General features: G+C 64.0%; 19 protein-coding genes and 1 riboswitch. Of the genes, 7 read left to right on the plus strand and 12 right to left on the minus strand.

The features are described 5' to 3' along the window. Positions 1-22 precede the first annotated feature (22 nt). The 3 genes from AB4Y32_RS02370 to AB4Y32_RS02380 all read right to left on the minus strand — a co-directional run bounded on the left by AB4Y32_RS02370 (position 23) and on the right by AB4Y32_RS02380 (position 3677). Positions 23-1111: a PhoH family protein gene (locus tag AB4Y32_RS02370; RefSeq protein WP_368719790.1), complete on the minus strand. Its 1089-nt coding sequence runs from the start codon at positions 1109-1111 to the stop codon at positions 23-25. Positions 1112-1144: 33 nt separating this feature from the next. Further along, entirely contained in the window at positions 1145-2524 is a 1380-nt protein-coding gene (miaB, locus tag AB4Y32_RS02375; protein WP_368719791.1) for a tRNA (N6-isopentenyl adenosine(37)-C2)-methylthiotransferase MiaB, read from the minus strand. A 202-nt stretch (positions 2525-2726) separates the two neighbouring features. Continuing rightward, positions 2727-3677, minus strand: a complete 951-nt coding sequence (locus AB4Y32_RS02380; protein WP_368719792.1) for a LysR family transcriptional regulator — start codon at positions 3675-3677, stop codon at positions 2727-2729. A 114-nt stretch (positions 3678-3791) separates the two neighbouring features. Here AB4Y32_RS02380 and AB4Y32_RS02385 point away from each other — a divergent pair, with 114 nt between their 5' ends. The 4 genes from AB4Y32_RS02385 to ribB all read left to right on the plus strand — a co-directional run bounded on the left by AB4Y32_RS02385 (position 3792) and on the right by ribB (position 7668). Further along, on the plus strand, positions 3792-4232 hold the full coding sequence (locus tag AB4Y32_RS02385) for a VOC family protein (protein WP_368719793.1): 441 nt from the start codon (positions 3792-3794) through the stop codon (positions 4230-4232). A gap of 20 nt (positions 4233-4252) precedes the next feature. Next, positions 4253-5431: an MFS transporter gene (locus AB4Y32_RS02390; protein WP_368719794.1), complete on the plus strand. Its 1179-nt coding sequence runs from the start codon at positions 4253-4255 to the stop codon at positions 5429-5431. 330 nt (positions 5432-5761) lie between these two features. Beyond that, the gene (locus AB4Y32_RS02395; protein ID WP_368719795.1) at positions 5762-6517 is read left to right on the plus strand and encodes a helix-turn-helix domain-containing protein; all 756 of its coding nucleotides are present in this window, start codon (positions 5762-5764) and stop codon (positions 6515-6517) included. Positions 6518-6592: 75 nt separating this feature from the next. Continuing rightward, positions 6593-6762, plus strand: a riboswitch (FMN riboswitch). Positions 6763-6930: 168 nt separating this feature from the next. Beyond that, positions 6931-7668, plus strand: a complete 738-nt coding sequence (gene ribB / locus AB4Y32_RS02400; RefSeq protein ID WP_368719796.1) for a 3,4-dihydroxy-2-butanone-4-phosphate synthase — start codon at positions 6931-6933, stop codon at positions 7666-7668. A gap of 126 nt (positions 7669-7794) precedes the next feature. On the opposite strand, the gene AB4Y32_RS02405 is transcribed toward ribB, so the two are convergent. From AB4Y32_RS02405 to glpD, 3 genes are all read right to left on the minus strand, one after another. Then, positions 7795-8481: an HAD family hydrolase gene (locus AB4Y32_RS02405; protein ID WP_368719991.1), complete on the minus strand. Its 687-nt coding sequence runs from the start codon at positions 8479-8481 to the stop codon at positions 7795-7797. Between the two features lie 169 nt (positions 8482-8650). Further along, the gene (glpK, locus tag AB4Y32_RS02410; RefSeq protein WP_368719992.1) at positions 8651-10150 is read right to left on the minus strand and encodes a glycerol kinase GlpK; all 1500 of its coding nucleotides are present in this window, start codon (positions 10148-10150) and stop codon (positions 8651-8653) included. A 138-nt stretch (positions 10151-10288) separates the two neighbouring features. Further along, entirely contained in the window at positions 10289-11833 is a 1545-nt protein-coding gene (glpD, locus tag AB4Y32_RS02415) for a glycerol-3-phosphate dehydrogenase (protein WP_368719797.1), read from the minus strand. 204 nt (positions 11834-12037) lie between these two features. On the opposite strand from glpD, the gene AB4Y32_RS02420 reads away from it, so the two are divergent. Beyond that, on the plus strand, positions 12038-12427 hold the full coding sequence (locus AB4Y32_RS02420; protein ID WP_368719798.1) for a hypothetical protein: 390 nt from the start codon (positions 12038-12040) through the stop codon (positions 12425-12427). A gap of 208 nt (positions 12428-12635) precedes the next feature. Here AB4Y32_RS02420 and AB4Y32_RS02425 read toward each other — a convergent pair whose 3' ends face one another. Then, the gene (locus AB4Y32_RS02425; RefSeq protein WP_087734051.1) at positions 12636-12833 is read right to left on the minus strand and encodes a hypothetical protein; all 198 of its coding nucleotides are present in this window, start codon (positions 12831-12833) and stop codon (positions 12636-12638) included. A gap of 358 nt (positions 12834-13191) precedes the next feature. After that, positions 13192-13971, minus strand: a complete 780-nt coding sequence (locus AB4Y32_RS02430) for a DeoR/GlpR family DNA-binding transcription regulator (RefSeq protein ID WP_368719799.1) — start codon at positions 13969-13971, stop codon at positions 13192-13194. Positions 13972-14514: 543 nt separating this feature from the next. Here AB4Y32_RS02430 and AB4Y32_RS02435 point away from each other — a divergent pair. Next, positions 14515-15342, plus strand: a complete 828-nt coding sequence (locus AB4Y32_RS02435; protein WP_087734049.1) for a ferritin-like domain-containing protein — start codon at positions 14515-14517, stop codon at positions 15340-15342. A 171-nt stretch (positions 15343-15513) separates the two neighbouring features. Further along, entirely contained in the window at positions 15514-16038 is a 525-nt protein-coding gene (locus tag AB4Y32_RS02440) for a hypothetical protein (RefSeq protein WP_368719800.1), read from the plus strand. A 55-nt stretch (positions 16039-16093) separates the two neighbouring features. On the opposite strand, the gene AB4Y32_RS02445 is transcribed toward AB4Y32_RS02440, so the two are convergent. From AB4Y32_RS02445 to AB4Y32_RS02460, 4 genes are all read right to left on the minus strand, one after another. Further along, positions 16094-17680, minus strand: a complete 1587-nt coding sequence (locus AB4Y32_RS02445; protein WP_368719801.1) for a DEAD/DEAH box helicase — start codon at positions 17678-17680, stop codon at positions 16094-16096. 195 nt (positions 17681-17875) lie between these two features. Then, the gene (gene trhA / locus AB4Y32_RS02450) at positions 17876-18496 is read right to left on the minus strand and encodes a PAQR family membrane homeostasis protein TrhA (RefSeq protein WP_368719802.1); all 621 of its coding nucleotides are present in this window, start codon (positions 18494-18496) and stop codon (positions 17876-17878) included. Positions 18497-18688: 192 nt separating this feature from the next. Continuing rightward, entirely contained in the window at positions 18689-19987 is a 1299-nt protein-coding gene (locus AB4Y32_RS02455) for a cytochrome c (RefSeq protein WP_368719803.1), read from the minus strand. A 21-nt stretch (positions 19988-20008) separates the two neighbouring features. Beyond that, positions 20009-20740 carry a cytochrome c gene (locus tag AB4Y32_RS02460; protein ID WP_368719804.1) on the minus strand — a complete coding sequence of 244 codons (732 nt, stop codon included), beginning with the start codon at positions 20738-20740 and terminating at the stop codon, positions 20009-20011. Positions 20741-21035: the final 295 nt, after the last annotated feature.

Raw genomic sequence — 21035 nt, forward strand, 5'->3', positions numbered from 1 at the left:
CTTGGTGCTTTTCATGTCCGTGTCACCGGCCGGCGTCGGCCGCGTCGGATGCGTTCGCTTCTTTCTTCGAGTGCGCGTCGTATGCCTCGACGATGCGCGCGACGAGGGGATGCCGCACCACGTCTGCGCTCGTGAAGCGCGTGAGCGCGATGCCGCGCACGTTCGCGAGCACCTGTTGCGCTTCGATCAGTCCGCTCTTCTGGCCGCGCGGCAAGTCGACCTGCGTCGTATCGCCCGTGACGACCGCCTTCGAACCGAAGCCGATACGCGTGAGGAACATCTTCATCTGCTCGGGCGTCGTGTTCTGCGCCTCGTCGAGAATGATGAACGCGTGATTGAGCGTGCGGCCGCGCATGTACGCGAGCGGCGCGATTTCGATCATCTGGCGCTCGAACATCTTCGCGGTCTTGTCGAAGCCGAGCAGATCGTAAAGCGCGTCGTAGAGCGGACGCAGATACGGATCGACTTTCTGCGCGAGATCGCCTGGCAGGAAGCCGAGCCGCTCGCCCGCTTCGACGGCGGGACGCGTCAGCACGATGCGCTTGACCTGATCGCGCTCGAGCGAATCGACGGCGCACGCGACGGCAAGGTACGTCTTGCCCGTCCCCGCCGGGCCGACGCCGAACGTCACGTCGTGCGAGACGATCTGCTTCAGATACTCGCGCTGCGCGGGCGTGCGGCCGCGCAGGTCGGCGCGCCGCGTGTACAGCTTCGGGCCGAGTTCTTCGACTTCGACGTCGCCTTCATGCGCCGGTTCGTCGAACGGATGATCGGGGTCGCCGCGAAAACGCGGATCGAGTTCCTCCGTGTCGCCGTTCCCGCCGTTCGGGCGCCCGTTGTTGCCCGGATGGCGCGCTTCGACGAGCGCGAGCTGGATGTCGTCGACGGAGAGCGGATCGCGCGCGCTGTTGTAGAAGTTTTCGAGCGCATTGAGCGCGACTTTCGCGCCGCGCCCGCGAATGCTGATGCGGTGTCCGCGGCGTTGCAGCGTGACGTCGAGTGCCTGTTCGATCTGCCTCAGGTTCTCGTCGAGGGGGCCGCAGAGGTTGGCGAGCCGCGCGTTATCGTCGCGCGGCGCAGTGAATTCCAGATGTTGCTGAGTGGGCTTCAAGGCTGATATTCGATCCTGTCGGTGCGCTACGGCTTAATGAGTGGCGGTCGCCTTGTCGTGAACCGCGTGAACCATCACGAGTTCGCCGCGCAGCGAGTGTGGGTACGCATGCACGATCTTCACGTCGATCATCTGGCCGATCAGGCGCGCATGCGATTCCACCGGCGCGGGAAAATTCACGACGCGGTTGTTCTCGGTGCGGCCCGCGAGCTCGTTCGGGTCCTTGCGCGCCGGGCGCTCGACCAGAATGCGCTCGACCTTGCCGACCATCGCCTCGCTGATGCGCTGCACGTTTTCCTCGATGGTCGCCTGCAGGTGCTGCAGGCGGCGCAGCTTCACTTCGCGCGGCGTGTCGTCGTGCAGGTTCGCGGCGGGCGTGCCGGGACGCGGGCTGTAGATGAACGAGAAGCTCGTGTCGTAGCTCATGTCGTGCACGAGCTGCATCATCTTGTCGAAGTCTTCTTCCGTCTCGCCGGGGAAGCCGACGATCATGTCCGTCGACAGCGACAGGTCCGGGCGGATCGCGCGCAGCCGGCGGATCACCGACTTGTATTCGAGCACGGTGTAGCCGCGCTTCATCGCCATCAGGATGCGGTCGGAGCCGTGCTGCACGGGCAGATGCAGATGGTTCACGAGCTTCGGCACCTTCGCGTAGGTGTCGATCAGGCGCTGCGTGAATTCCTTCGGATGCGACGTCGTATAGCGAATCCGTTCGATGCCGGGAATCTCCGCGACGTATTCGATCAGCGTCGCGAAATCGGCGATTTCATTCGAGCCGGGCGTCATCGCGCCTCGATAGGCGTTCACGTTCTGGCCGAGCAGCGTCACTTCGCGCACGCCCTGATCGGCGAGGCCGGCGATTTCCGTCAGCACGTCGTCGAGCGGACGCGACACTTCCTCGCCGCGCGTGTACGGCACGACGCAATAGCTGCAGTACTTGCTGCAGCCTTCCATGATCGACACGAACGCGCTCGGGCCTTCGACGCGCGCGGGCGGCAGGTGATCGAACTTCTCGATTTCGGGGAAAGTGATGTCGACCTGCGGACGGCCGCTCGCGCGGCGCTGGTCGATCATCTGCGGCAGACGGTGCAAGGTTTGCGGGCCGAACACGAGGTCGACGTACGGCGCACGGGAGACGATCGACGCGCCTTCCTGACTCGCGACGCAGCCGCCGACGCCGATCAGCAGATTCGGGTTCGCTTCTTTCAGTTCGCGCACGCGGCCGAGATCGGAGAACACTTTCTCCTGCGCTTTTTCGCGCACCGAGCACGTGTTGAACAGAATGACGTCGGCGTCTTCGGGGTTGTCGGTCTTGACGAGGCCTTCAGCCGCGCCGAGTACGTCGACCATCTTGTCGGAGTCGTACTCGTTCATCTGGCAGCCAAAGGTCTTTACATAAACTTTCTTGGTCATCGAGTGTTCGCCGGTCGCAGTAATTAACCTGGGGGCGTCAATAAAAGGTGAAGAGACAAAAACGCGCGGCGCCACCGGCGCGAGAGTCGGGGCCAAGCCAGCCCAAAGCGCGTTTTTACAGCGTAGTCCAACATTATAGCCCTTCGCGGCGTGGGGCTTTGGCGGCGTGCCGGGGCGCCCGTGACGGATCGGCATGCGGTTTTCACTCGCTGTCCGGCGGGTGCGGCAGGCCGAATTTCGCTTCCAGTTCGCCCGTCACCGTCGCGAAACGGTCGGCGAGAAAATCGAGCAGCACGCGCACGCGCGGCGCCATGAAACGGTTGCGGTGATACAGCGCGTGCAGCGGCGCATCGGGATAGCGCCAGTCGGGCAGCAGCACGCGCAGGCCGTCGCTTTTCAGGTCCGCTTCGACGTCCCACATCGACTTGATCACGATGCCGTAGCCGCGCAGCGCCCATTCTCGGGCGACGGCGCCGTCGTTGGTTTCGCGCGCCGATTCGAGCGGAACCGTATACGTGACGGTCTCGGTGCCGCGCGTGAAGCGCCATTCGTTGACGGGCCCCGACGCCGTGCCGAGCACGATGCAATCGAAGCGGGCCAGATCGAGCGGATCTTTCGGCTCGCCGCGCCGCGCAATGTATTCCGGCGACGCGCACAGCACGCGCGGATTCGGCGCGAGCCGGCGCGCGACGAGCGAGCTGTCCTGCGGCACGCCGAAGCGGATCGCCAGATCGATGTCTTCCTGCACCAGATTCGACAGCGAGTCGGACAGCGTCAGCGCGAACGTGACGTCCGGGTAAAGCGCGTTGAATTCGTCGAGCCAGTGCATCAGCAGATTGCGGCCGAAATCGGACGTCGCGGAAATGCGCACCTTGCCGCGCACGGCGTTCTGGCCTTCCTGCAACGCGGCTTCGGCGTCGTCTAGCGCGCGCAGCGCCTGCTGGCAGCAGTTCAGATAGAGGCGGCCTTCGTCGGTGAGACGCAGTTGCCGCGTCGTGCGCTCGAAAAGCCGTGCCTTCAGTCCGCCTTCGAGCTTCGCGAGGCGCGCGCTGGCGGCCGCCGGCGTCAAGCCGAGCTTGCGGCCCGCAGCCGACAGGCTGCCCAGCTGCGCCGCTTCGACGAAGAGGCGAATGTCGCCCAGATTGTCGGTCATTATTCAGAACCGTTTGAAAATTATTCAAATGATACGCCAATTATCAAAAGCGCGACGGGCGCGGACAATCCGACCTGAAAAACGCGAAATCCGCGTTTACCCGGAGTCCGCATCATGTATCTCGATCACGCGACGATCGTCACGTCCGATCTCGACGCCACCCGGCAATTCTTCGTCGATGTCGTCGGGCTGACGGAAGGGGCGCGGCCGCCGTTCGGCGTAGACGGCTACTGGCTGTACGCGGGGGACCGCCCCGCTGAAAGCCGCCCGGCGGATGGCCGCTCCGCGGATCGCCGGCCCGCGATCCATCTCGTCGATTCGACGCTGCCGCATCACCCGGGCCGTACGAGTCCGCGCATCGACCACATCGCGTTCCGTCTCGACGACGGCGACGAGTGGCAGGCGCTCCTCACGCGGCTGGAGGCGTCGGGCGTCGCGTATCAGACCGCCGATGTGCCGCTCTCGGGTGAAGTGCAACTGTTCGTCGCGCTGGCGCCCGCCGTCGTCATCGAATTCGTGACGGCAGCGCGCAATGTCCGGCGCGCGTCCTTCTGAATCGTCATCTGGAGTCTCACATGCCTATCCCCTTGCTTGCGCTTGCGATCAGCGCATTCGCCATCGGCACGACGGAGTTCGTCATCATGGGCTTGCTGCCCGAAGTGGCGAAGGATCTGTCCGTGTCGCTTCCGTCCGCCGGTCTGCTCGTCAGCGGCTATGCGCTCGGCGTGGCCGTCGGCGCACCGCTGCTCGCCGTCGTCACCAGCAAGATGCCGCGCAAGCTCGCGCTGCAACTGCTGATGGGCGTGTTCATCGTCGGCAACGTGCTGTGCGCGATCGCGTCCGGCTATTCCGTGCTGATGATCGCGCGCGTCGTGACGTCGTTCGCGCACGGCTCGTTCTTCGGCATCGGCGCGGTGGTGGCCGCGTCGCTCGTGCCGCAGGAAAAGCGTGCGAGCGCGATTGCGCTGATGTTCACGGGACTCACGCTCGCGAACGTGCTCGGCGTGCCATTCGGCACGTTCATCGGCCAGCAGTTCGGCTGGCGCGTCGCTTTCTGGATCGTCGCCGCGTTTGGCGTGCTGTCGTTTCTCGGCGTGACTGCGCTCGTGCCGAACCGTCATGACACGGGGCCGGCGGGGCTGGGTCACGAAGTGCGCGTGCTGAAAGAGCCGCAAGTGTGGCTCGCGCTGACGATGACAGTGCTCGGCTTCGGCGGCGTGTTCGTCGTGTTCACGTACATCGCGCCGATCCTCGAACAGGTGAGCGGCTTCACACCGCACGGCGTCACGCTGATTCTCGTGCTGTTCGGCGTCGGTCTAACGGTCGGCAACACGATCGGCGGCAAGCTCGCGGACCGCTCGCTGATGCCGTCGCTGATGGGCATTCTGATCGCGCTCGCCGTCGTGATGGCCGTGTTCGCGCATACGAGCCATTCGCAGATCGCGGCGGCCGCCACCGTGTTCGTCTGGGGCATCGCGGCGTTTGCGACGGTGCCGCCGCTGCAGATGCGCGTCGTCGAGAAGGCAAAGGCTGCGCCGAATCTCGCGTCGACGCTCAACATCGGCGCGTTCAATGTCGGCAATGCGGGCGGCGCGTGGCTCGGCGGGCTCGCGATCGGTCACGGCTATGGGCTCGATGCGCTGCCGTATGTGGCGGCCATCGTCGCGCTCGTGGCGCTCGCGGTGACGTGGATCGCCGCGCGGATGGATGCGCCTGCCGCCGTCGTTGCGCGTGAAGTGCGCGAGCGGGCTTGAGCGGCACGTTGCGAGTCCATTGCGGGTCGAGAGCGCGGCCATGATCGTGGCTGCGCTCTCGCATTGGACGATTGTGTCGATCGTGCCGCGTTTGGATGCATCCGATGAGCGCACGTTTCTCGCGACATGCAGGGCCGCGCCGCAAGCGATAAAAACGCGCCAACCGCCGCCAGCGACACTTGCTGTTCGCATCGCACGCCAGCGCATAAGCGTCCTCTGCGATCGTGATAACAGTGTGAAGATAACTTCGTTGGGCGCGTGAAAGCCGGGTGCTAGGCTTGCCTCCATTCATGCTTGCTCCGCTTTGCCGCGGGGTGTCAGGAGGCAACCATGCAATCACCGCTTGCGCTCGTGCGCGACCGCGCATCCGATGGTTCCAACGGTCCTAATGATCATCATGGTCAGGACGATGTACCGCACGCACATGACGAAACGCGCGCGTCGGAGTTCGATGCGCTCGAGCATCGCGTCGGTGTGAATCTCGCGCGGCTGCGAGCCGAGCGTCAGTTGTCGCTCGATGCACTGGCCCGCGCATCGGGCGTTTCGCGGGCGATGCTCGCGCAGATCGAATCGGCGCGCAGCGTGCCGTCGATCAAGGTGCTGTGCAAGGTCGCGGCGGCGTTGAAGGTGTCTGTGGCGGCGTTCCTGCGCCAACATGCCTTGAACGGCTTCGAGCACTTGCCCGCGGACAGCACTGCGCGCGTGGTCACGTCGAATGGGCGCTTCTGGACGCGCGCGCTATATCCCGACGCTGAGCCGTCGACGGCCGAGTTCCACGAGTTGCGCATCGCCCCGCTGCACACCGAGCAGGGCACGCGCCGCGCGCCGGGGACGACGGTGAATCTGGTCGTCAGCGTGGGAACGATCGAGGTCAGCGTGCACCAGCGCCGCCAGTTGCTCGCGACGGGCGATTCGATCGTCTTCGATGCCGATCAGCCGCACAGCCTGCGCAATCCCGGCGACACGGAAGCGCGCGCGTTTCGCGTGACGGTGAATGCGGAGACGCCGCCGCGCTGGGAGTTCGCGAAAGAACCTGCAAAGGACGTCACGGAAGAAGCGCCCGCGCGCGGTCAATCCGAAGCGTGAACCATGCGGTACGCGCGGGCTGCACGCCGCGCGGGGTTGTTGTATGCTCTGCGAGCCGGATCGTTCCGGCATTCAGTACGTCTTCAGGGCGGGGCGAAATTCCCCACCGGCGGTATGCAGGCTGCGCACATCGTGCGAGAGTCTGCGAGCCCGCGAGCGCCTGCATCGTTGTTTTCGTCGCAGGGTCAGCAGATCTGGTGAGAGGCCAGAGCCGACGGTCAAAGTCCGGATGGAAGAAGATGTGCAGATAGTCATCTGACTGTTCCTGCCTGCCGTGCTGCTCGTCGTCGCGAGCGGCGCGGGTGTGTCGTCCGTTGCTGGATGGACGCGCGCTCGCGGCCCGCAGGGCGCGTTTGTCTGTTTGCAATGCCCTGAAACGTTTTTCGCCCACACTCTTGCGAGGAGCGTTTCACATGTCCGTTGTATCCCGGTCTGCTGCATCTGTCTGGCCCGCTTCGCCGATCGTCGCTGACGACGCGACGGCCGATCTCCCCCTGCTTGCCTCCGAACCCGTTCCGCCGCGTATCGCCGCTGCGCTCGCCGCGTTGCGCGAGGGCCGCGCCGTCGTGCTTCAGGACGACCATGATCGCGAGAACGAAGCCGATCTGATCATTGCCGCCGAGCGGATGAGCGTCGAGATGATGGCGCTCTTCATTCGCGAATGCAGCGGCATCGTCTGCCTGTGCCTCACCGACGACAAGGTGCGCGCGCTCGATCTGCCGCCGATGACGGTTCACAACGAAAGCCGCAACACGACCGCGTTCACGGTATCGATCGAGGCGCGCGAGGGCGTATCGACGGGCGTGTCGGCGGTCGACCGCATCACGACGATCCGCGCCGCGATCGCCGATCGCGCGAAGCCTTCGGACATCGTGTGTCCGGGCCACGTGTATCCGCTGCGCGCGATGCCGGGCGGCGTGCTGGCGCGCCGCGGCCACACGGAAGGGACAGTCGATCTGGTGACGCTCGCCGGACTGAAGCCCGCAGGCGTGCTGTGCGAACTGATGAACGCCGACGGCACGATGATGCGCGGCGCAGACGTCGAGCGGTTCGCGGCGAAACACGACATGCCGATGCTGACGATCGCGGAGCTGGTCGAGTTCCGTCAGGCGCTGGCGGCGGCGCGCGAGCTGTGCGCCGACGAAGCGTGATGCGGTAAGCGTTCAGTCGAAGTGAAAAGGTGAAAAGGCCCGCGTGACGCTACGCGGGCCTTTTCGTGCAAAGCGAGCGCGGGCGTCGATCACGCGCGATCGCGCGCAACGGCGCCGAATCAGTCGTTACGACTGCACGTCGCCAAACTCTCCGCGCACGCCTGCATCGATCAGCGCGGGCAGTTCGTCCATGTGCTGCATGATCCGCGTGATGCCCATATTGCGCAGCACGTCCGCGTAACCGTCGGGAATATGGCTCGCGCCGACGAACGCAATCGTCTTCATGCCCGCCGCGCGCGCCGCGTTCAAGCCCGCGACGCTATCCTCGACGACGATGCAGCGCGACGGATCGACGCCAAGCTGTTGCGCGGCGAACAGATACACATCGGGGTAAGGCTTCGGGCGCGCGACCTGCTCGGCGCTGAACACGCGCGGCCCGAAAATCTCGGCGAGCCCGGCGCGGCGCACCGATGCGCTGACGCGCGCCATATGGCTATTCGACACGACGGCGACAGGCAGCGTCACGCGCTGCAACGCATCGCGCACGCCGCTGATCGCAGAGAGCGACGAAGCAAACTCCACCTCGATGTTCGTCTCGATGGTTTGAAGAAAATCGGCGGGCAGCATGATATCGAAGGCCGCTTCGACGCTCTTCAGAAAACGCGAGGTCTGCTGGCCGAAAGCCGTCTTGCAGATCTCGTGGAAATCGAGCGTCGGAAACGTCGCGGCGAGCGTGTCGTGCATCACGCGGTCGGCGATGACTTCGCTGTCGACGAGCACGCCGTCGCAGTCGCAAATGAGATGATCGATCATGCGGAAAAACTGAAGGAAAGCGTGGCCCGCGAGCCTCGGCGTGCCGATGAAATGGCAAACCGGGCGGCGGGCTGAAAGCGACATGATACGTGCTTCGCAGTTCGGCGCGTCAAGCGGGCGCATGGGCTAACGCGAGGACGCGTGCGGGCGCGGAACCGGCGGCGCCGCATCAGGGCGCGTCGGCCCATGCCTTGGCGGCGCGGATCGCGCGCTGCCATCCCGCGAGGCAGGCTTTCGCTTCGTCGCCGGGCATCGACGGCGAGAAGCGGTGTTCGAGCTTCCACTGGCTCTGCAGTTCGGCGATGTCTTTCCAGTAGCCCGTTGCGAGACCGGCGAGGTACGCGGCGCCGAGCGCCGTCGTTTCGCTGACCTGCGGACGCACGGTGTCGACGCCGAGAATATCGGCCTGGAACTGCATCAGCAGATTGTTCGCGCACGCGCCGCCATCGACGCGCAGTTCGTCGATGTGTATGCCCGAATCGGCTTCCATCGCCTTCAGCACATCGACGGATTGATACGCGATCGAATCGAGCGCCGCGCGCGCGATATGTGCGGACGTGGTGCCGCGCGTGACGCCGAACAGCGTGCCGCGCGCGCGCGCGTTCCAGTGTGGCGCGCCGAGACCCGCGAACGCGGGCACGAGATACACGCCGTCGCAATGCGGCACGCCGCGCGCGAGCGCTTCGACCTCCGACGCGCTGCGTATGACGCCAAGCCCGTCGCGCAGCCATTGCACGACGGCGCCCGCAATGAAGATGCTGCCTTCGAGCGCGTAGTTGACCTGATCGCCGATCTGCCAGGCGATCGTCGTCACGAGATTGTTCTTCGATTCGATCGGCTTCGTGCCTGTGTTCATCACGAGAAAGCAGCCGGTGCCGTAGGTGTTCTTCACCATCCCCGAGCGCGTGCACATCTGGCCGAAGAGGGCCGCGTGCTGATCGCCGGCGATGCCCGCCAGCGGAATCGCGGACGCGAACACGGTCGTTTTCGTCGGCCCGTACACCTCGGACGACGGACGCACTTCGGGCAGCATGCTGCGCGGAATGTCGAACGCGTCGAGCAGTTCGTCGTCCCATTGCAGCGTATGGATGTTGAAGAGCATCGTGCGCGATGCGTTCGTCACGTCGGTGATGTGCAGCCCGTGCTTCGTGAAATTCCACACGAGCCAGCTGTCGACCGTGCCGAACGCGAGCTTGCCTTGCTTCGCCTTTTCGCGCGCGCCTTCGACGTTGCCCAGAATCCAGCGGATCTTCGTCGCGGAGAAGTACGAATCGATGGGCAGACCCGTTTTCGCGCGCACCATGCCTTCGAGGCCTTGCGCCTTCAACTGGTCGCAGAAGTCGGCCGTGCGCCGGTCTTGCCAGACGATCGCGTTGTAGACCGGATGACCCGTTTCGCGATCCCAGACGATGGTCGTCTCGCGCTGGTTCGTGATGCCGACCGCGGCGATCGACGTGCCGTTCAGTCCAGCGCGCGTGACGGCTTCGGCGGCGACGCCTGCCTGCGTCGACCAGATTTCCTGCGGATCGTGCTCGACCCAGCCCGGACGCGGATAGATCTGCTGAAACTCCTTCTGCGCCACCGAGACGACGTTGCCGTTGCGGTCGAACAGCATCGCGCGCGAACTGGTGGTGCCCTGGTCTAGCGCCAGGATGTACTGATCCTGCATTGTCTTCTCCATGCGTATCTTGTTGGACGGGCGCGGCTTCGCGACCGGGTCGCGCGAAAGCGACGGGCTTGCGCGGATTGTTGCATGTGACGTGGCTGTGCGCGCAAGCGCTGTCGGTCGGCTACCGATCGGCTAGGTTCAGGCGTGCAGCTTCGACGGCACGCGGGCGAACCAGGCGTCGATTTCTCGCGTGACGCTATCAAGCGTGCCCGGTTCGACATGCAGCCCGAGCTTCGAGCGGCGCCACAGCACGTCTTGTGCCGTCGTCGCCCATTCCGTGTCGCGCAGATAGCGCAATTCCGCTTCATAAAGTCCCGGCGCGAATCGATGTCCAAGATCCGCGAGCGAACGCGCAGCGCCTGTCACGCGCGGGGCACGCGTGCCGTATGCGCGTGCATAGCGGCGCGCCAAGTCGGCGGGAAGCCATGCGTGCTGCTGCTGAAACTGCGACGCGAAGCGCTCGAAGTCGGCATCCGCGATGTCGCCGCCAGGCAGCGGCGCGCACGCCGTCCACGGCGTTCTGACATGCCCCAGCGCGCGCGTGAGTTCGTCGACGGCTTCTTCCGCGAGCTTGCGAAACGTCGTGATCTTGCCGCCGAACACCGACAGCAGCGGCGCTTCGCCCGCTGGAGCGTCGAGTTCGATCCGGTAGTCGCGTGTCACGGCCGACGGGTTGTCCGCGTTTTCGTCCTCGAGCAGCGGGCGCACGCCCGAGTACGTCCAGCGCACGTCGCGCGGCGCGATGGACTTCCTGAAGTAGCGATTGATCGAGTCGCACAGATACTGTGTCTCTTGCGCAGTGATCGCGACTTGCGACGGATCGCCGTCGTATTGGATATCGGTCGTGCCGATCAGCGTGAAGTCGCGTTCGTATGGGATCGCGAAGATGATGCGCTTGTCGGGGTTCTGGAAGATGTACGCGTGATCGTGGTCGAACAGGCGTCGCGTGACGATGTGGCTTCCCTTCACGAGCCGCACGCTGTAGTTCGCATCGCGGCCGCGCGACAGGGGGCCGCGCAGCAGTTCGCCGACCCACGGGCCTGCCGCGTTCGCAATCGAGCGCGCGCGCACCGTGATCGTCGAGCCGTCCGCGCGCACAAGGCGCGCATGCCATTCGCCGTTCGCGCCACGCGTTCTTTCGGCGCCGACGAGCTTCGTGCGCGTCAGGATCGTGGCGCCATGCTCGCTCGCGTCGAGCGCGTTCAGCACGACGAGGCGCGCATCGTCCACCCAGCCGTCCGAATAGACGAAGCCGCGTCTGATCGAATCGACGAGCGGCGCGCCGGCCGGATGCCGGCGCATGTCGATGCCGCGCGAGCCCGGCAGCAGTTCGCGGCGCGCGAGATGATCGTAGAGAAAGAGACCGGCGCGGATCAGCCATGCGGGACGCAGATCGGGCATGTGCGGCATCACGAAGCGCATCGGCCAGATGATGTGCGGCGCCGCGCGCAGAAGCGTCTCGCGTTCCTGGAGCGCTTTGCGCACGAGGCCGAATTCGCGGTACTCAAGATAGCGCAGGCCACCGTGAATCAGCTTGGTGCTCGCCGATGAGGTATGCGACGCCAGATCGTCCTGCTCGCACAGCAGCACCGACAGGCCGCGCCCCGCCGCGTCGCGCGCGATGCCCGCGCCGTTGATCCCGCCGCCGACGACGAGCAGATCGTAAATGGAATCGTGCGTCACCCGGAGCGCCCCTGACGGAGGAAGAAAATTGGCATGTTTCGAGATCGAAATGTTCGTTTTCGAAACTTTAATGAACGTATACGAAAAAGTAAAGTTCGACTTAACCCGGATCAGTGCGCGTTTTCGCGCGCCGGTGGCGCGAATGCCGCGCCCGGACGATACTTTCGGCAACCAGCCGACTAGCGGTTTGACGAGGTGAATTTCATGCGTGGACTCTGGAAGACGGGCGCGGCGGCGCTGTCGATGGCAGTGGCGCTCTCGGCATGCGTCAGCACGCCGAGCCTGAGCGGGACGTTGGGCGCGCCTTCGTTCGCGGATCTGCAGGCGATGTGCGGCACGCAACGGGTCGATTACAGAAACGACGCGCAGTCCGTCTATGTGACGTTGTTCGACGCGTATGTGGCGAACAAGCGCGGCGGGCTGTCGAAGGCCGATTTCTGCGCGTTCCAGACGTCGATCGCGCAGCGCTACGCGTCCCAGGGCGCAAGCAGCGATCCGCAGGCGCGCAATCAATGGGTGGAGTTCTTCAACGCGCAGCGCGTGAAGGCACTGAGCTGGCGCGCTGCCGTCGATCCGACGCTGCGAAGCGGCTGAGGGAACGTGCGGTCAACGCGCTGAACGTGCGTCAGAAGGGATCAGCGCAACGCGAGGCGTAAAAACCCGAGGCGCAAAAACGTAAAGACGGCCAGGCGGGCTAAGCCGCGTGACCGTCCAGGCGCCCGTATGCTTGCGTGTTCATTGCGAACACGCCGACGGCCGCGGAGGTTTGACTGGCAAGTCGGTGAGGCCCGATCGTTTGCCGTCAGGAAAAGCGCTTGATAGCGCGCAGAGCAGTATCGCCAGATTCCGTGACACGCCATTGCTGCAAGCCAGACGCGAGTTTTTCGAGCTGAACGAGCTGCCGTTCGAGCAGGGCGTCGAGCTCTTCGCGTTCCATGTCGACCTGATTGGGGGCGTCCTTGACGAGCAACAACGTGGCGAATTCATGCGGACTCAGCATCGTTTCTCTCCGTGTCAAGCGTACTCGGGTTGCCTTTGCGCCAGCCGACGGCCCTCTCGGCGGGCAGAGGATCCAGCGGGGGTGATTCCCGTGGATCAGGCCTGAAGTTGTGCTTTATCGCCCCACGTCCGTGCATTCGCTGCCGTCCTAAGACCTTTAAGGACGTTGGGGAACTGGAGTGTAGTCAATCGCAGCCGGAAGTCCAAATCGGCCCCCGAAAATTTTTCCGTTGACAGCGCGGCGCCTGAGAGGCGGTCGGGGTTCGACGGCAACTCCTTGATTTCACTGGAGGTATTGCGTGCGGTGCAGCATGGCGGAAATCGGCTTGCGACTGTCCCGCGTGCGTGCCCGAAGAAGGTCATTCCGCGACGTAGACCTGCGTGCCCGTGCTGGCCAGTGTGTCGGTCATTTCCGGGGGCGGCGGCGCGTCGGTGAAGAGCGAGTCGATCTGGTTCAGATGTCCCTGGCGAACGAGCGCCGGCCGGCCGAATTTCGAATGATCGGCGGCGAGGAACACGGTGCGTGAATGTTCGATGATCGCTTCCGCGACGCGCACTTCGCGCGTGTCGAAGTCGCGCAGCGTGCCGTCCGTTTCGATGCTCGACGTGCCGATGATCGCGAAGTCCACCTTGAACTGCCGGATGAAGTCGATCGCAAGCTCGCCGACGATGCCCTTGTCCCACGGACGCACGATGCCGCCCGTCACCAGCACCTCGCAATCCGGATAGCCGCTCATCATGCTCGCGACGTTCAGATTGTTCGTGATCACGCGCAGTCCCCGATGCCGGTTCAGCGCACGCGCGACTTCTTCCGTCGTCGTGCCGAGGTTGATGAAGAGCGATGCCTGATCGGGAATGTGCGTGGCCACGAGGGCTGCGATGCGCCGCTTCTCGTCGTGGAACATCCGCTGCCGCGCGCTGTACGACACGTTCTCCGAACTGGTCGGCAGACTGGCGCCGCCGTGATAGCGGCGCAGCAGATTCATGTCGGCGAGCCAGTTGACGTCGCGGCGAATCGTCTGCGGTGTCACGTCGAAGTGCGAGGCCAGATCGTCGACCGTCACGAAGCCGTCGCGCTGCACCCACTCGAGCAGTTCCTGTTGACGTGCATTGAGCGTGAGGCGGGGGTCTCGTGTCATGGTAATTGTGTTGAGCGCCGCACGATGAGCGGGCAAAGGTTGGCTTGGCCGTATTGTAAGACCTTCATCGGCGCGGCCTTGGACTTCGGTTCTCTCGCACGTCGCATCGGTCTTATGGATCGCGCCCGGCCTGCTCGAATAGCTCGCGACGACAACGATTCGAAAGCCCGCGTTGCAGTCGCAAGTGAAGACCTTCGCGATGACGCTCGCGGCCCTTCTTACAGCCGATTACTGCGATGCGATTGCGTGCCCGGAGCCATCGCGCCTGGTCCGCAAGACGTTGCGTCTCCACGCTGCCCGTTCTTCTTGTGCGTCGCGTTGATCGCCTGATGTATTTGCACGTTTCGACTAACGCTCGCATGGAACTGCGAACCTCCGGCACGGTCTGTGCTGTGTTATCTGCGAAATTGCAGAGCAACGGCTAAGATGAAAGAAAGAAGTCAAATGTTGCAAAGCACGGTAGTGGTCACGGGCGGCGGTCGAACCGGGATTCATACGGATCAGCCCGCGCACGGGGCGCTACGGCTTTCGGAGCGTACGTTTATGCACAACGAGGCTGCCCACGTGATGCCCTGGCGCATCGAAGACATCGATCTCAATCGCATCGACCGTCAACGCGCGGTCGCCAATGAAGACCTGTTGTTGTTGCTGTGCGCGGCTTCGTTCATCGAGAGCGGCACCGACCTCTACACCAGCAATCTGAGCAAGTTCTTCAACGGCGATCCGGAAGTGTCCGCGTGGCTCAACAACGAGTGGGAGCCGGAAGAGATGCAGCACGGCCGCGCACTAAAGGCTTATATCGCGCACGTGTGGCCCGAGTTCGATTGGGACACGGCCTTCCGCAACTTCTTCGAAGAGTATTCGAAGACCTGCAATGTCGAGGACTTCGAGAAGACGCGCGCGCTGGAGATGGTCGCGCGCTGCGTCGTCGAGACGGGTACGGCCACGCTGTATCGCGCGATCGGCGAATGTTCGGATGAACCCGTGCTAAAGGAAATCACCGACAACATCCGCACCGACGAAGTCCGTCACTACAAGCACTTTTTCAAGTACTTCAAGAAGTACAACAAGATCGAGGGCAATGGCCGCCTTGCGGTGCTGGGCGCGCTGATGCGCCGCGTGATGGAGATCAAGAACGAAGACTCGGAGATCGCGCTGCGTCATGTCTTCGCGATCCGCTATCCCGAGCGCGTCAACGATCCAGCGTATAACCGCGACAGGGCCGCGCGCGTGAATCGGCTCGTGCGGCACAACCTGTCAGCCGATATGTGTGTGAAGATGCTACTCAAGCCGCTCGATCTGCCGGCGAAGATTCAGCCTGGTGTTCACTACCCGCTGGCGAAGATCACGCAACACGTGTTCTTCCGCTGAATGTCGCGGGCGCGGCCGCGCCTTGCTGGCCGGTTTCGACCGCTGACGAACGACATACGAACGAACGGATGGCCCGCCACGCGCGGGCCATTCGCATTGGGCACGGCATCGGCCATGAGACGCTCGCGTTTAAACCGCGACGGGCCCGAGTCATCGACGGAGGAAAGATTCATGACTGCATCCGCGGATCAAAACCGCGCACTCGATCAACAGGTGTTCGACGAATGGCCTGTCGAATTGCGCGCGCTCTTCGATGGTGCTGCAATCGAATCGAAAGTGGGATTCACCGCGTCGCTGCTGACCGTCGATACGAGCGGCGGACACGTGCGCACGTCGCTGCTCGGCATCGGCGAGTTGTACGCGCCGGATTCGCGCACGCTGTGCATCGCGCTGTGGCCGCAGTCGCGCGCGGCGCGGGCGATCGGACTCAACGGCCGCGCCGCGTTGACGTTCGTATTCGACGATGCGTTCTATCAGATTCAACTCCAGCTTGCGCCGATGCAGGCAGATGGCGCCGGGCTTGCGTGCTTCGCGGGATCGATCGAATCGGGCGAAGCGCAGCGAGTGCGTTATGCGCGGCTCACGTCCGGCATCACGTTCGAACTGGAAGAGGGGAGAGATGCGGTACTCGAACGCTGGACGCAGCAGATCGAGTACCTGAAGAAAGCCGCCGGTGGCGCGGCGGCTGGGAGATAGCGGTCAGAAGCGGATGCCCGCGGGGCATCGACTGAATCGCTTTGATCGACTCGCGTTAGTTGCCGCGCTGACCGTCGCGTCGCGTATGCGGCGCATCGCTGCGCGGCTTGCCGCCGCCGAGCAGCGCACCCGGGTTCGCATTGCGCGGTTTGCGCGGCGCGTGCGGAGCATGCGCTGTGCCGTCATGCGTTGCCGCGCGCGGCTTGTCCTGATGACGCGCGCCGTCGTGACGCGCATGCATGGGCTTTGCGTTTTGCGGCTTCGCATGCGGCTGGTGCTTCGGCTTATCGGCCGAACCCGAGCCCGAAGCCGAACCGCGCTGACCGTCGCGCGCCGCGCCGTTGTTCGCACCCGTCGAGCCTTCGCGCTTCGGCTGACGCTGGCCTTGACGCTGACCCTGGCTTTGGCCTACGCCTTGACCTTGACCTTGACCTTGTCCCTGACGCGGTGCACGGCCACCACCGCTTTGTCCGCGACGCTGGATCGGTTCTGGACGCGCATTCGGATCGGGCTCGAAGCCCGCGATCACTTCTTGCGGCACGGCGCGCTTGATCAGCTTTTCGATGTCCTTCAGCAGTTGCAGCTCGTCGACGCACACCAGCGATACCGCCTCGCCCGTCGCGCCCGCGCGGCCCGTGCGGCCGATGCGATGCACGTAGTCTTCCGGTACGTTCGGCAGATCGAAGTTGACGACATGCGGCAGCTGATCGATGTCGATGCCGCGTGCGGCGATATCCGTTGCGACGAGCACCTGCAGCGTGCCGTCCTTGAATTCGGACAGCGCTCGCGTGCGCGCCGACTGGCTCTTGTTGCCGTGAATCGCAAGCGCGCTGATGCCGTCCTTCGTCAACTGCTCGGCGAGACGATTCGCGCCGTGCTTCGTGCGCGTGAACACGAGCACCTGGAACCAGTTGTGCTGCTTGATCAGGTGAGTGAGCAGTTCGCGCTTGCGGTCGCGATCGACAGGGTGAATCTTCTGCGCGACCGTTTCAGCCGTCGTGTTGCGGCGCGCGACTTCGATCAGCGCGGGCGAATCGAGCAGGCTGTCGGCAAGCGCCTTGATCTCGTCGGAGAACGTCGCCGAGAACAGCAGATTCTGCCGCTTCGGCGGCAGCTTCGCGAGCACACGCTTGATGTCATGGATGAAGCCCATGTCGAGCATGCGGTCCGCTTCGTCGAGCACGAGAATCTCGAGATGCGACAGGTCGATGGTCTTCTGCTGCATGTGATCGAGCAGACGACCCGGCGTCGCGACGACGATATCGACGCCGCGCCTCAATGCGTCGATCTGCGGATTGATGCCGACGCCACCGAACATCACGGTCGACTTGAGCTTCAGATACTTGCCATAAGCACGCACGCTTTCTTCGACCTGTGCGGCGAGTTCGCGCGTCGGCGTGAGAATGAGCGCGCGCACGACGCGCTTGCCGCCCGGCGCGGGCGGCATCGTCAGAAGACGTTGCAGGATGGGCAGGGTGAAGCCGGCCGTCTTGCCGGTGCCCGTTTGCGCGCCGGCCATCAGGTCGCCGCCGTTGAGCACGGCGGGGATGGCTTGCAACTGGATCGGAGTCGGGGACGTGTAGCCGAGTTCGTTGACGGCGCGGACCAGCGGTTCGGACAAGCCGAGAGAATCAAAAGACATAAAAGCTCTTTGCAATGCAATTGTGCGAACGGTGCGAACGCGGCCATCAGGCGCGCGCCCGGGCGATCGAGGCGATCGCTCGCCCGACACTCACCGTTCACGGAGAAATCGGCGGCACGCGCGATGCGTGCCGAATGCTCGACGCGCTATGCAGACACGTCGACTGGCATTAAGTTGCATCCGCCGCCGCGCGCCTTACGCGACATAACGCGCGACGCTGACGAATTGACACAGACTGCCGGCGAGTACGAACAGGTGCCAGATACCGTGTCCGTGCCGGATGCGCTCGTCGTTGACGAAGAAGTAGATGCCCGCGCTATAGATGATCCCGCCGGCCACGAGCCATGCAGTGCCCGCGGCCGGCAATGCAGTGACCAGCGGGCCGATGGCGACGAGCGCAAGCCATCCCATCAGCAGATAAAGCACCATCGATACGCTGCGGGTGCGTCGCCCGAGCGTCAGTTCCTGCACGATCCCGAGCGCCGCCAAGCCCCAGCTCACGCCGAACAGCGACCAGCCCCACGGACCACGCAGCGTGACCAGCGTGAACGGCGTATAGCTGCCCGCAATCAGCAGATAGATCGCGGAGTGATCGCACTTCTGCAGGATCGCCTTCAGACGCGGACCGCTCACGCTGTGATAGAGCGTCGAGATTCCGTACAACGCACACAGCATCGCGCCGTAGACGCTGAAGCTCACGACCTTGTACGCATCGCCGTCGAGCGCGCCCATCGTCACGAGCGTTGCGAGCCCCGCCACCGACAACACGGCGCCCACCAGATGAGTGATGCTGTTCAGACGCTCCCCGACGTGCACGGTACTTCCCCCCGCATGATGCCTGCGCCACCTGACAAACGACACTGGACATACGTTATACGCCCGATATGTCAGATGTCCGTTGCGTCGAAGACAGACGGGCTTCGAAACTGCGATGCTACACGATGCTACAAAAAGCGAAGGGCGCGGCCGCGATAACCGCAGGCCGCGCCCCGATACATCGGACGGCGCTTAGTCGAGCGGCGCCGAACGCAGATCGACCACTTGTTGCGGCGATACAGCCGTGCCGTGGTTGCCCCACGACTGGCGGATGTACGTCACAACGGCTGCCACTTCCTGATTCGACAGCGACTGGGCGAACGGCGGCATGCCATACGGTTTCGGATTGCCGTCCGTGCTCGGCGGATAGCCGCCGTTCAGCACCATGCGGATCGGGTTGACGGCCGACGGCATCTGGATCGACTGGTTGTTCGCGAGCGGCGGGAAGTTCGGCGGCTGGCCGAGACCATTCGCTTCGTGACACTTCGCGCAGTTGTCCGCGTAGACCTTCTGGCCTTGCTTCAACAGCTCGCCGCCGAACTGCTCCGACGTTTCCAGTTGCAGATGCTCAGGCGCTTCACTCTTTTGCGGGATCGTCTTCAGGTACGTCGACATCGCGTGGACGTCATCGTCCGTCATGTACTGGAGGCTGTTGTGAACCACTTCGGCCATCGGACCGAACACCGCACCGCGCGGCGACACGCCCGTCTTCAGCAGATCGGAAATGTCCTTGATGTCCCAGTCGCCGAGGCCCGCTTCCTTGTTCGACGTCAGCGACGGCGCGTACCAGTTCTGCAGCGGAATCAGACCGCCCGCGAACGCAGCCGAGTTGACGGGGCCGCCCATCGCGTTGATCGACGTGTGGCACATGCCGCAGTGGCCAAGGCCTTCGATCAGATACGCGCCGCGGTTCCATTCGACCGATTTGGTCGGGTCCGGCTTGTACTCGCCTTCACGGAAGAACAGCGTGCGCCAGCCGATCAGCAGGTTGCGGTTGTTGAACGGGAACTTGAGTTCGTGCGGACGGCTCGGCACCGATGCGGGCGGGACCGAACGCAGATAAGCGTAGATCGCGTCCGAGTCGGCGCGCGAGACCTTCGTGTAGCTCGTGAACGGGAACGCCGGATAGAGCAGGCTGCCGTCCTTCGAGCGGCCCGTGTGCATCGCGCGATAGAAGTCGTCCTGCGACCATTTGCCGATGCCGTACTGGTCATCAGGCGTGATGTTCGGCGTGAACAGCGTGCCGAACGGCGTGGCCATCGGCAGGCCACCGGCGAATATCTTGCCGCCGCGCACCGTGTGGCACGCGATACAGTCGCCGGCGCGAGCGAGATACTCGCCCTTCTTGATCAGTTCAGCCTGGTCTGCCGGCGTGGCCGCCATCGCGGTGCCGTTGTGCAGGTTGTCGCCACCCGACCACAGGACGGGAACGAGTGCGGCAGCCGCAACGACGACGACAGCCGAAAGGGCGAACAAAGACTTGCGTTTCATTTGTTTGTCTCTCCCGGTGCCTTATTGCGGTTCGCTGCCGCAGGCAAGCGGAGTCTTCAACGATTTGGCGGGTGCCGGCACGGGGTTCTGCGGCGCCTGCTGCGTGGACAGCCACGCGGCGACTGCGTTCACGTCGGCGTCCGTCAGACGCGTTGCGATCGTGTGCATGCAGTCAGGCTCGATTGCGTGGCGCGAACCCGAACGCCATGCGCCCAACTGCGCGCTGATGTAGTCGAGGTGCAGTCCGACCAGGCCCGGAATAGCCGGTTCCATGCCCGTAAGGCCCTTGCCGTGGCAAGCCGCGCAAGCGGGAATCTGCTTCGATGCGTCGCCGTTCAGCACGATTTCCTTTCCGCGCGCGAGCGTCGCATCGGAGACGGTCGGCTTGGCCGGCGTCGGATACGGCGGACGCTGCTGCGAAAAGTACGTCGCGATCTGATGAAGGTAGTCGTCCGAGAGATACGTGACGAGGTAGTTCATCGGCGGATACTTCCGGCGGCCTTCGCGGAAGTTCTTCAACTGGTTGTACAGATAGTCGGCCGGCTTGCCAGCAAGACGCGGGAAGTAGTCGTTATCCGTGCCTTGGCCCTTCGAGCCGTGACATGCCGTGCAGCCTTGCACGCGCGCTTCCATTGTGTCCGGAGCTTTGGGCTGAGTTTGCGCTTTCGCAGCGCCAGATACGCCTGCGCACCCGATCAAAAAGAGGGCGAGCAAAGGGCGGAAAATGCGTCTTGAAGACACGCGTAACTCCATGATTATCGGGGACCTTGCCGAACTTCGAGCGGATCGGTGTGTGCAGCGCGATGGATAATGCAGACGCTGCGCGGCGACGCAGCATTCTATCATCGATGGGTAATGGTGACTATTTGACACATGCGACCAATTTCCCACCTGATGCGCCGTCGCGACACCCGTCGATGCGACAAGTTGACGCAACCGAACGTCATCGCATAAGGACGCGCGCTTGTTCACAAAATGCTTTGCGGCCTGGCGGCAGCGCTTCCAGCTCATTTAAGATGGCGCATTTCGCATCGGTGACGCTCGCTCG

The sequence above is a fragment of the Paraburkholderia phymatum genome (assembly GCF_040965635.1).
GTDB classification, from domain to species: Bacteria; Pseudomonadota; Gammaproteobacteria; order Burkholderiales; family Burkholderiaceae; genus Paraburkholderia; species Paraburkholderia phymatum_B.

What these genes read in the sequence shown, in the direction of transcription:
- AB4Y32_RS02460 (WP_368719804.1), bottom strand. Translation starts at nt 20,740, where the DNA reads ATGGAGTTACGCGTGTCTTCAAGACGCATTTTCCGCCCTTTGCTCGCC.
- ribB (WP_368719796.1), top strand. Translation starts at nt 6,931, where the DNA reads ATGTCCGTTGTATCCCGGTCTGCTGCATCTGTCTGGCCCGCTTCGCCG.
- AB4Y32_RS02430 (WP_368719799.1), bottom strand. Translation starts at nt 13,971, where the DNA reads ATGACACGAGACCCCCGCCTCACGCTCAATGCACGTCAACAGGAACTG.
- glpK (WP_368719992.1), bottom strand. Translation starts at nt 10,150, where the DNA reads ATGCAGGATCAGTACATCCTGGCGCTAGACCAGGGCACCACCAGTTCG.
- AB4Y32_RS02390 (WP_368719794.1), top strand. Translation starts at nt 4,253, where the DNA reads ATGCCTATCCCCTTGCTTGCGCTTGCGATCAGCGCATTCGCCATCGGC.
- AB4Y32_RS02440 (WP_368719800.1), top strand. Translation starts at nt 15,514, where the DNA reads ATGACTGCATCCGCGGATCAAAACCGCGCACTCGATCAACAGGTGTTC.
- AB4Y32_RS02455 (WP_368719803.1), bottom strand. Translation starts at nt 19,987, where the DNA reads ATGAAACGCAAGTCTTTGTTCGCCCTTTCGGCTGTCGTCGTCGTTGCG.
- AB4Y32_RS02395 (WP_368719795.1), top strand. Translation starts at nt 5,762, where the DNA reads ATGCAATCACCGCTTGCGCTCGTGCGCGACCGCGCATCCGATGGTTCC.
- AB4Y32_RS02445 (WP_368719801.1), bottom strand. Translation starts at nt 17,680, where the DNA reads ATGTCTTTTGATTCTCTCGGCTTGTCCGAACCGCTGGTCCGCGCCGTC.
- AB4Y32_RS02420 (WP_368719798.1), top strand. Translation starts at nt 12,038, where the DNA reads ATGCGTGGACTCTGGAAGACGGGCGCGGCGGCGCTGTCGATGGCAGTG.
- AB4Y32_RS02405 (WP_368719991.1), bottom strand. Translation starts at nt 8,481, where the DNA reads ATGATCGATCATCTCATTTGCGACTGCGACGGCGTGCTCGTCGACAGC.
- AB4Y32_RS02385 (WP_368719793.1), top strand. Translation starts at nt 3,792, where the DNA reads ATGTATCTCGATCACGCGACGATCGTCACGTCCGATCTCGACGCCACC.
- AB4Y32_RS02435 (WP_087734049.1), top strand. Translation starts at nt 14,515, where the DNA reads ATGCACAACGAGGCTGCCCACGTGATGCCCTGGCGCATCGAAGACATC.
- AB4Y32_RS02425 (WP_087734051.1), bottom strand. Translation starts at nt 12,833, where the DNA reads ATGCTGAGTCCGCATGAATTCGCCACGTTGTTGCTCGTCAAGGACGCC.
- AB4Y32_RS02380 (WP_368719792.1), bottom strand. Translation starts at nt 3,677, where the DNA reads ATGACCGACAATCTGGGCGACATTCGCCTCTTCGTCGAAGCGGCGCAG.
- miaB (WP_368719791.1), bottom strand. Translation starts at nt 2,524, where the DNA reads ATGACCAAGAAAGTTTATGTAAAGACCTTTGGCTGCCAGATGAACGAG.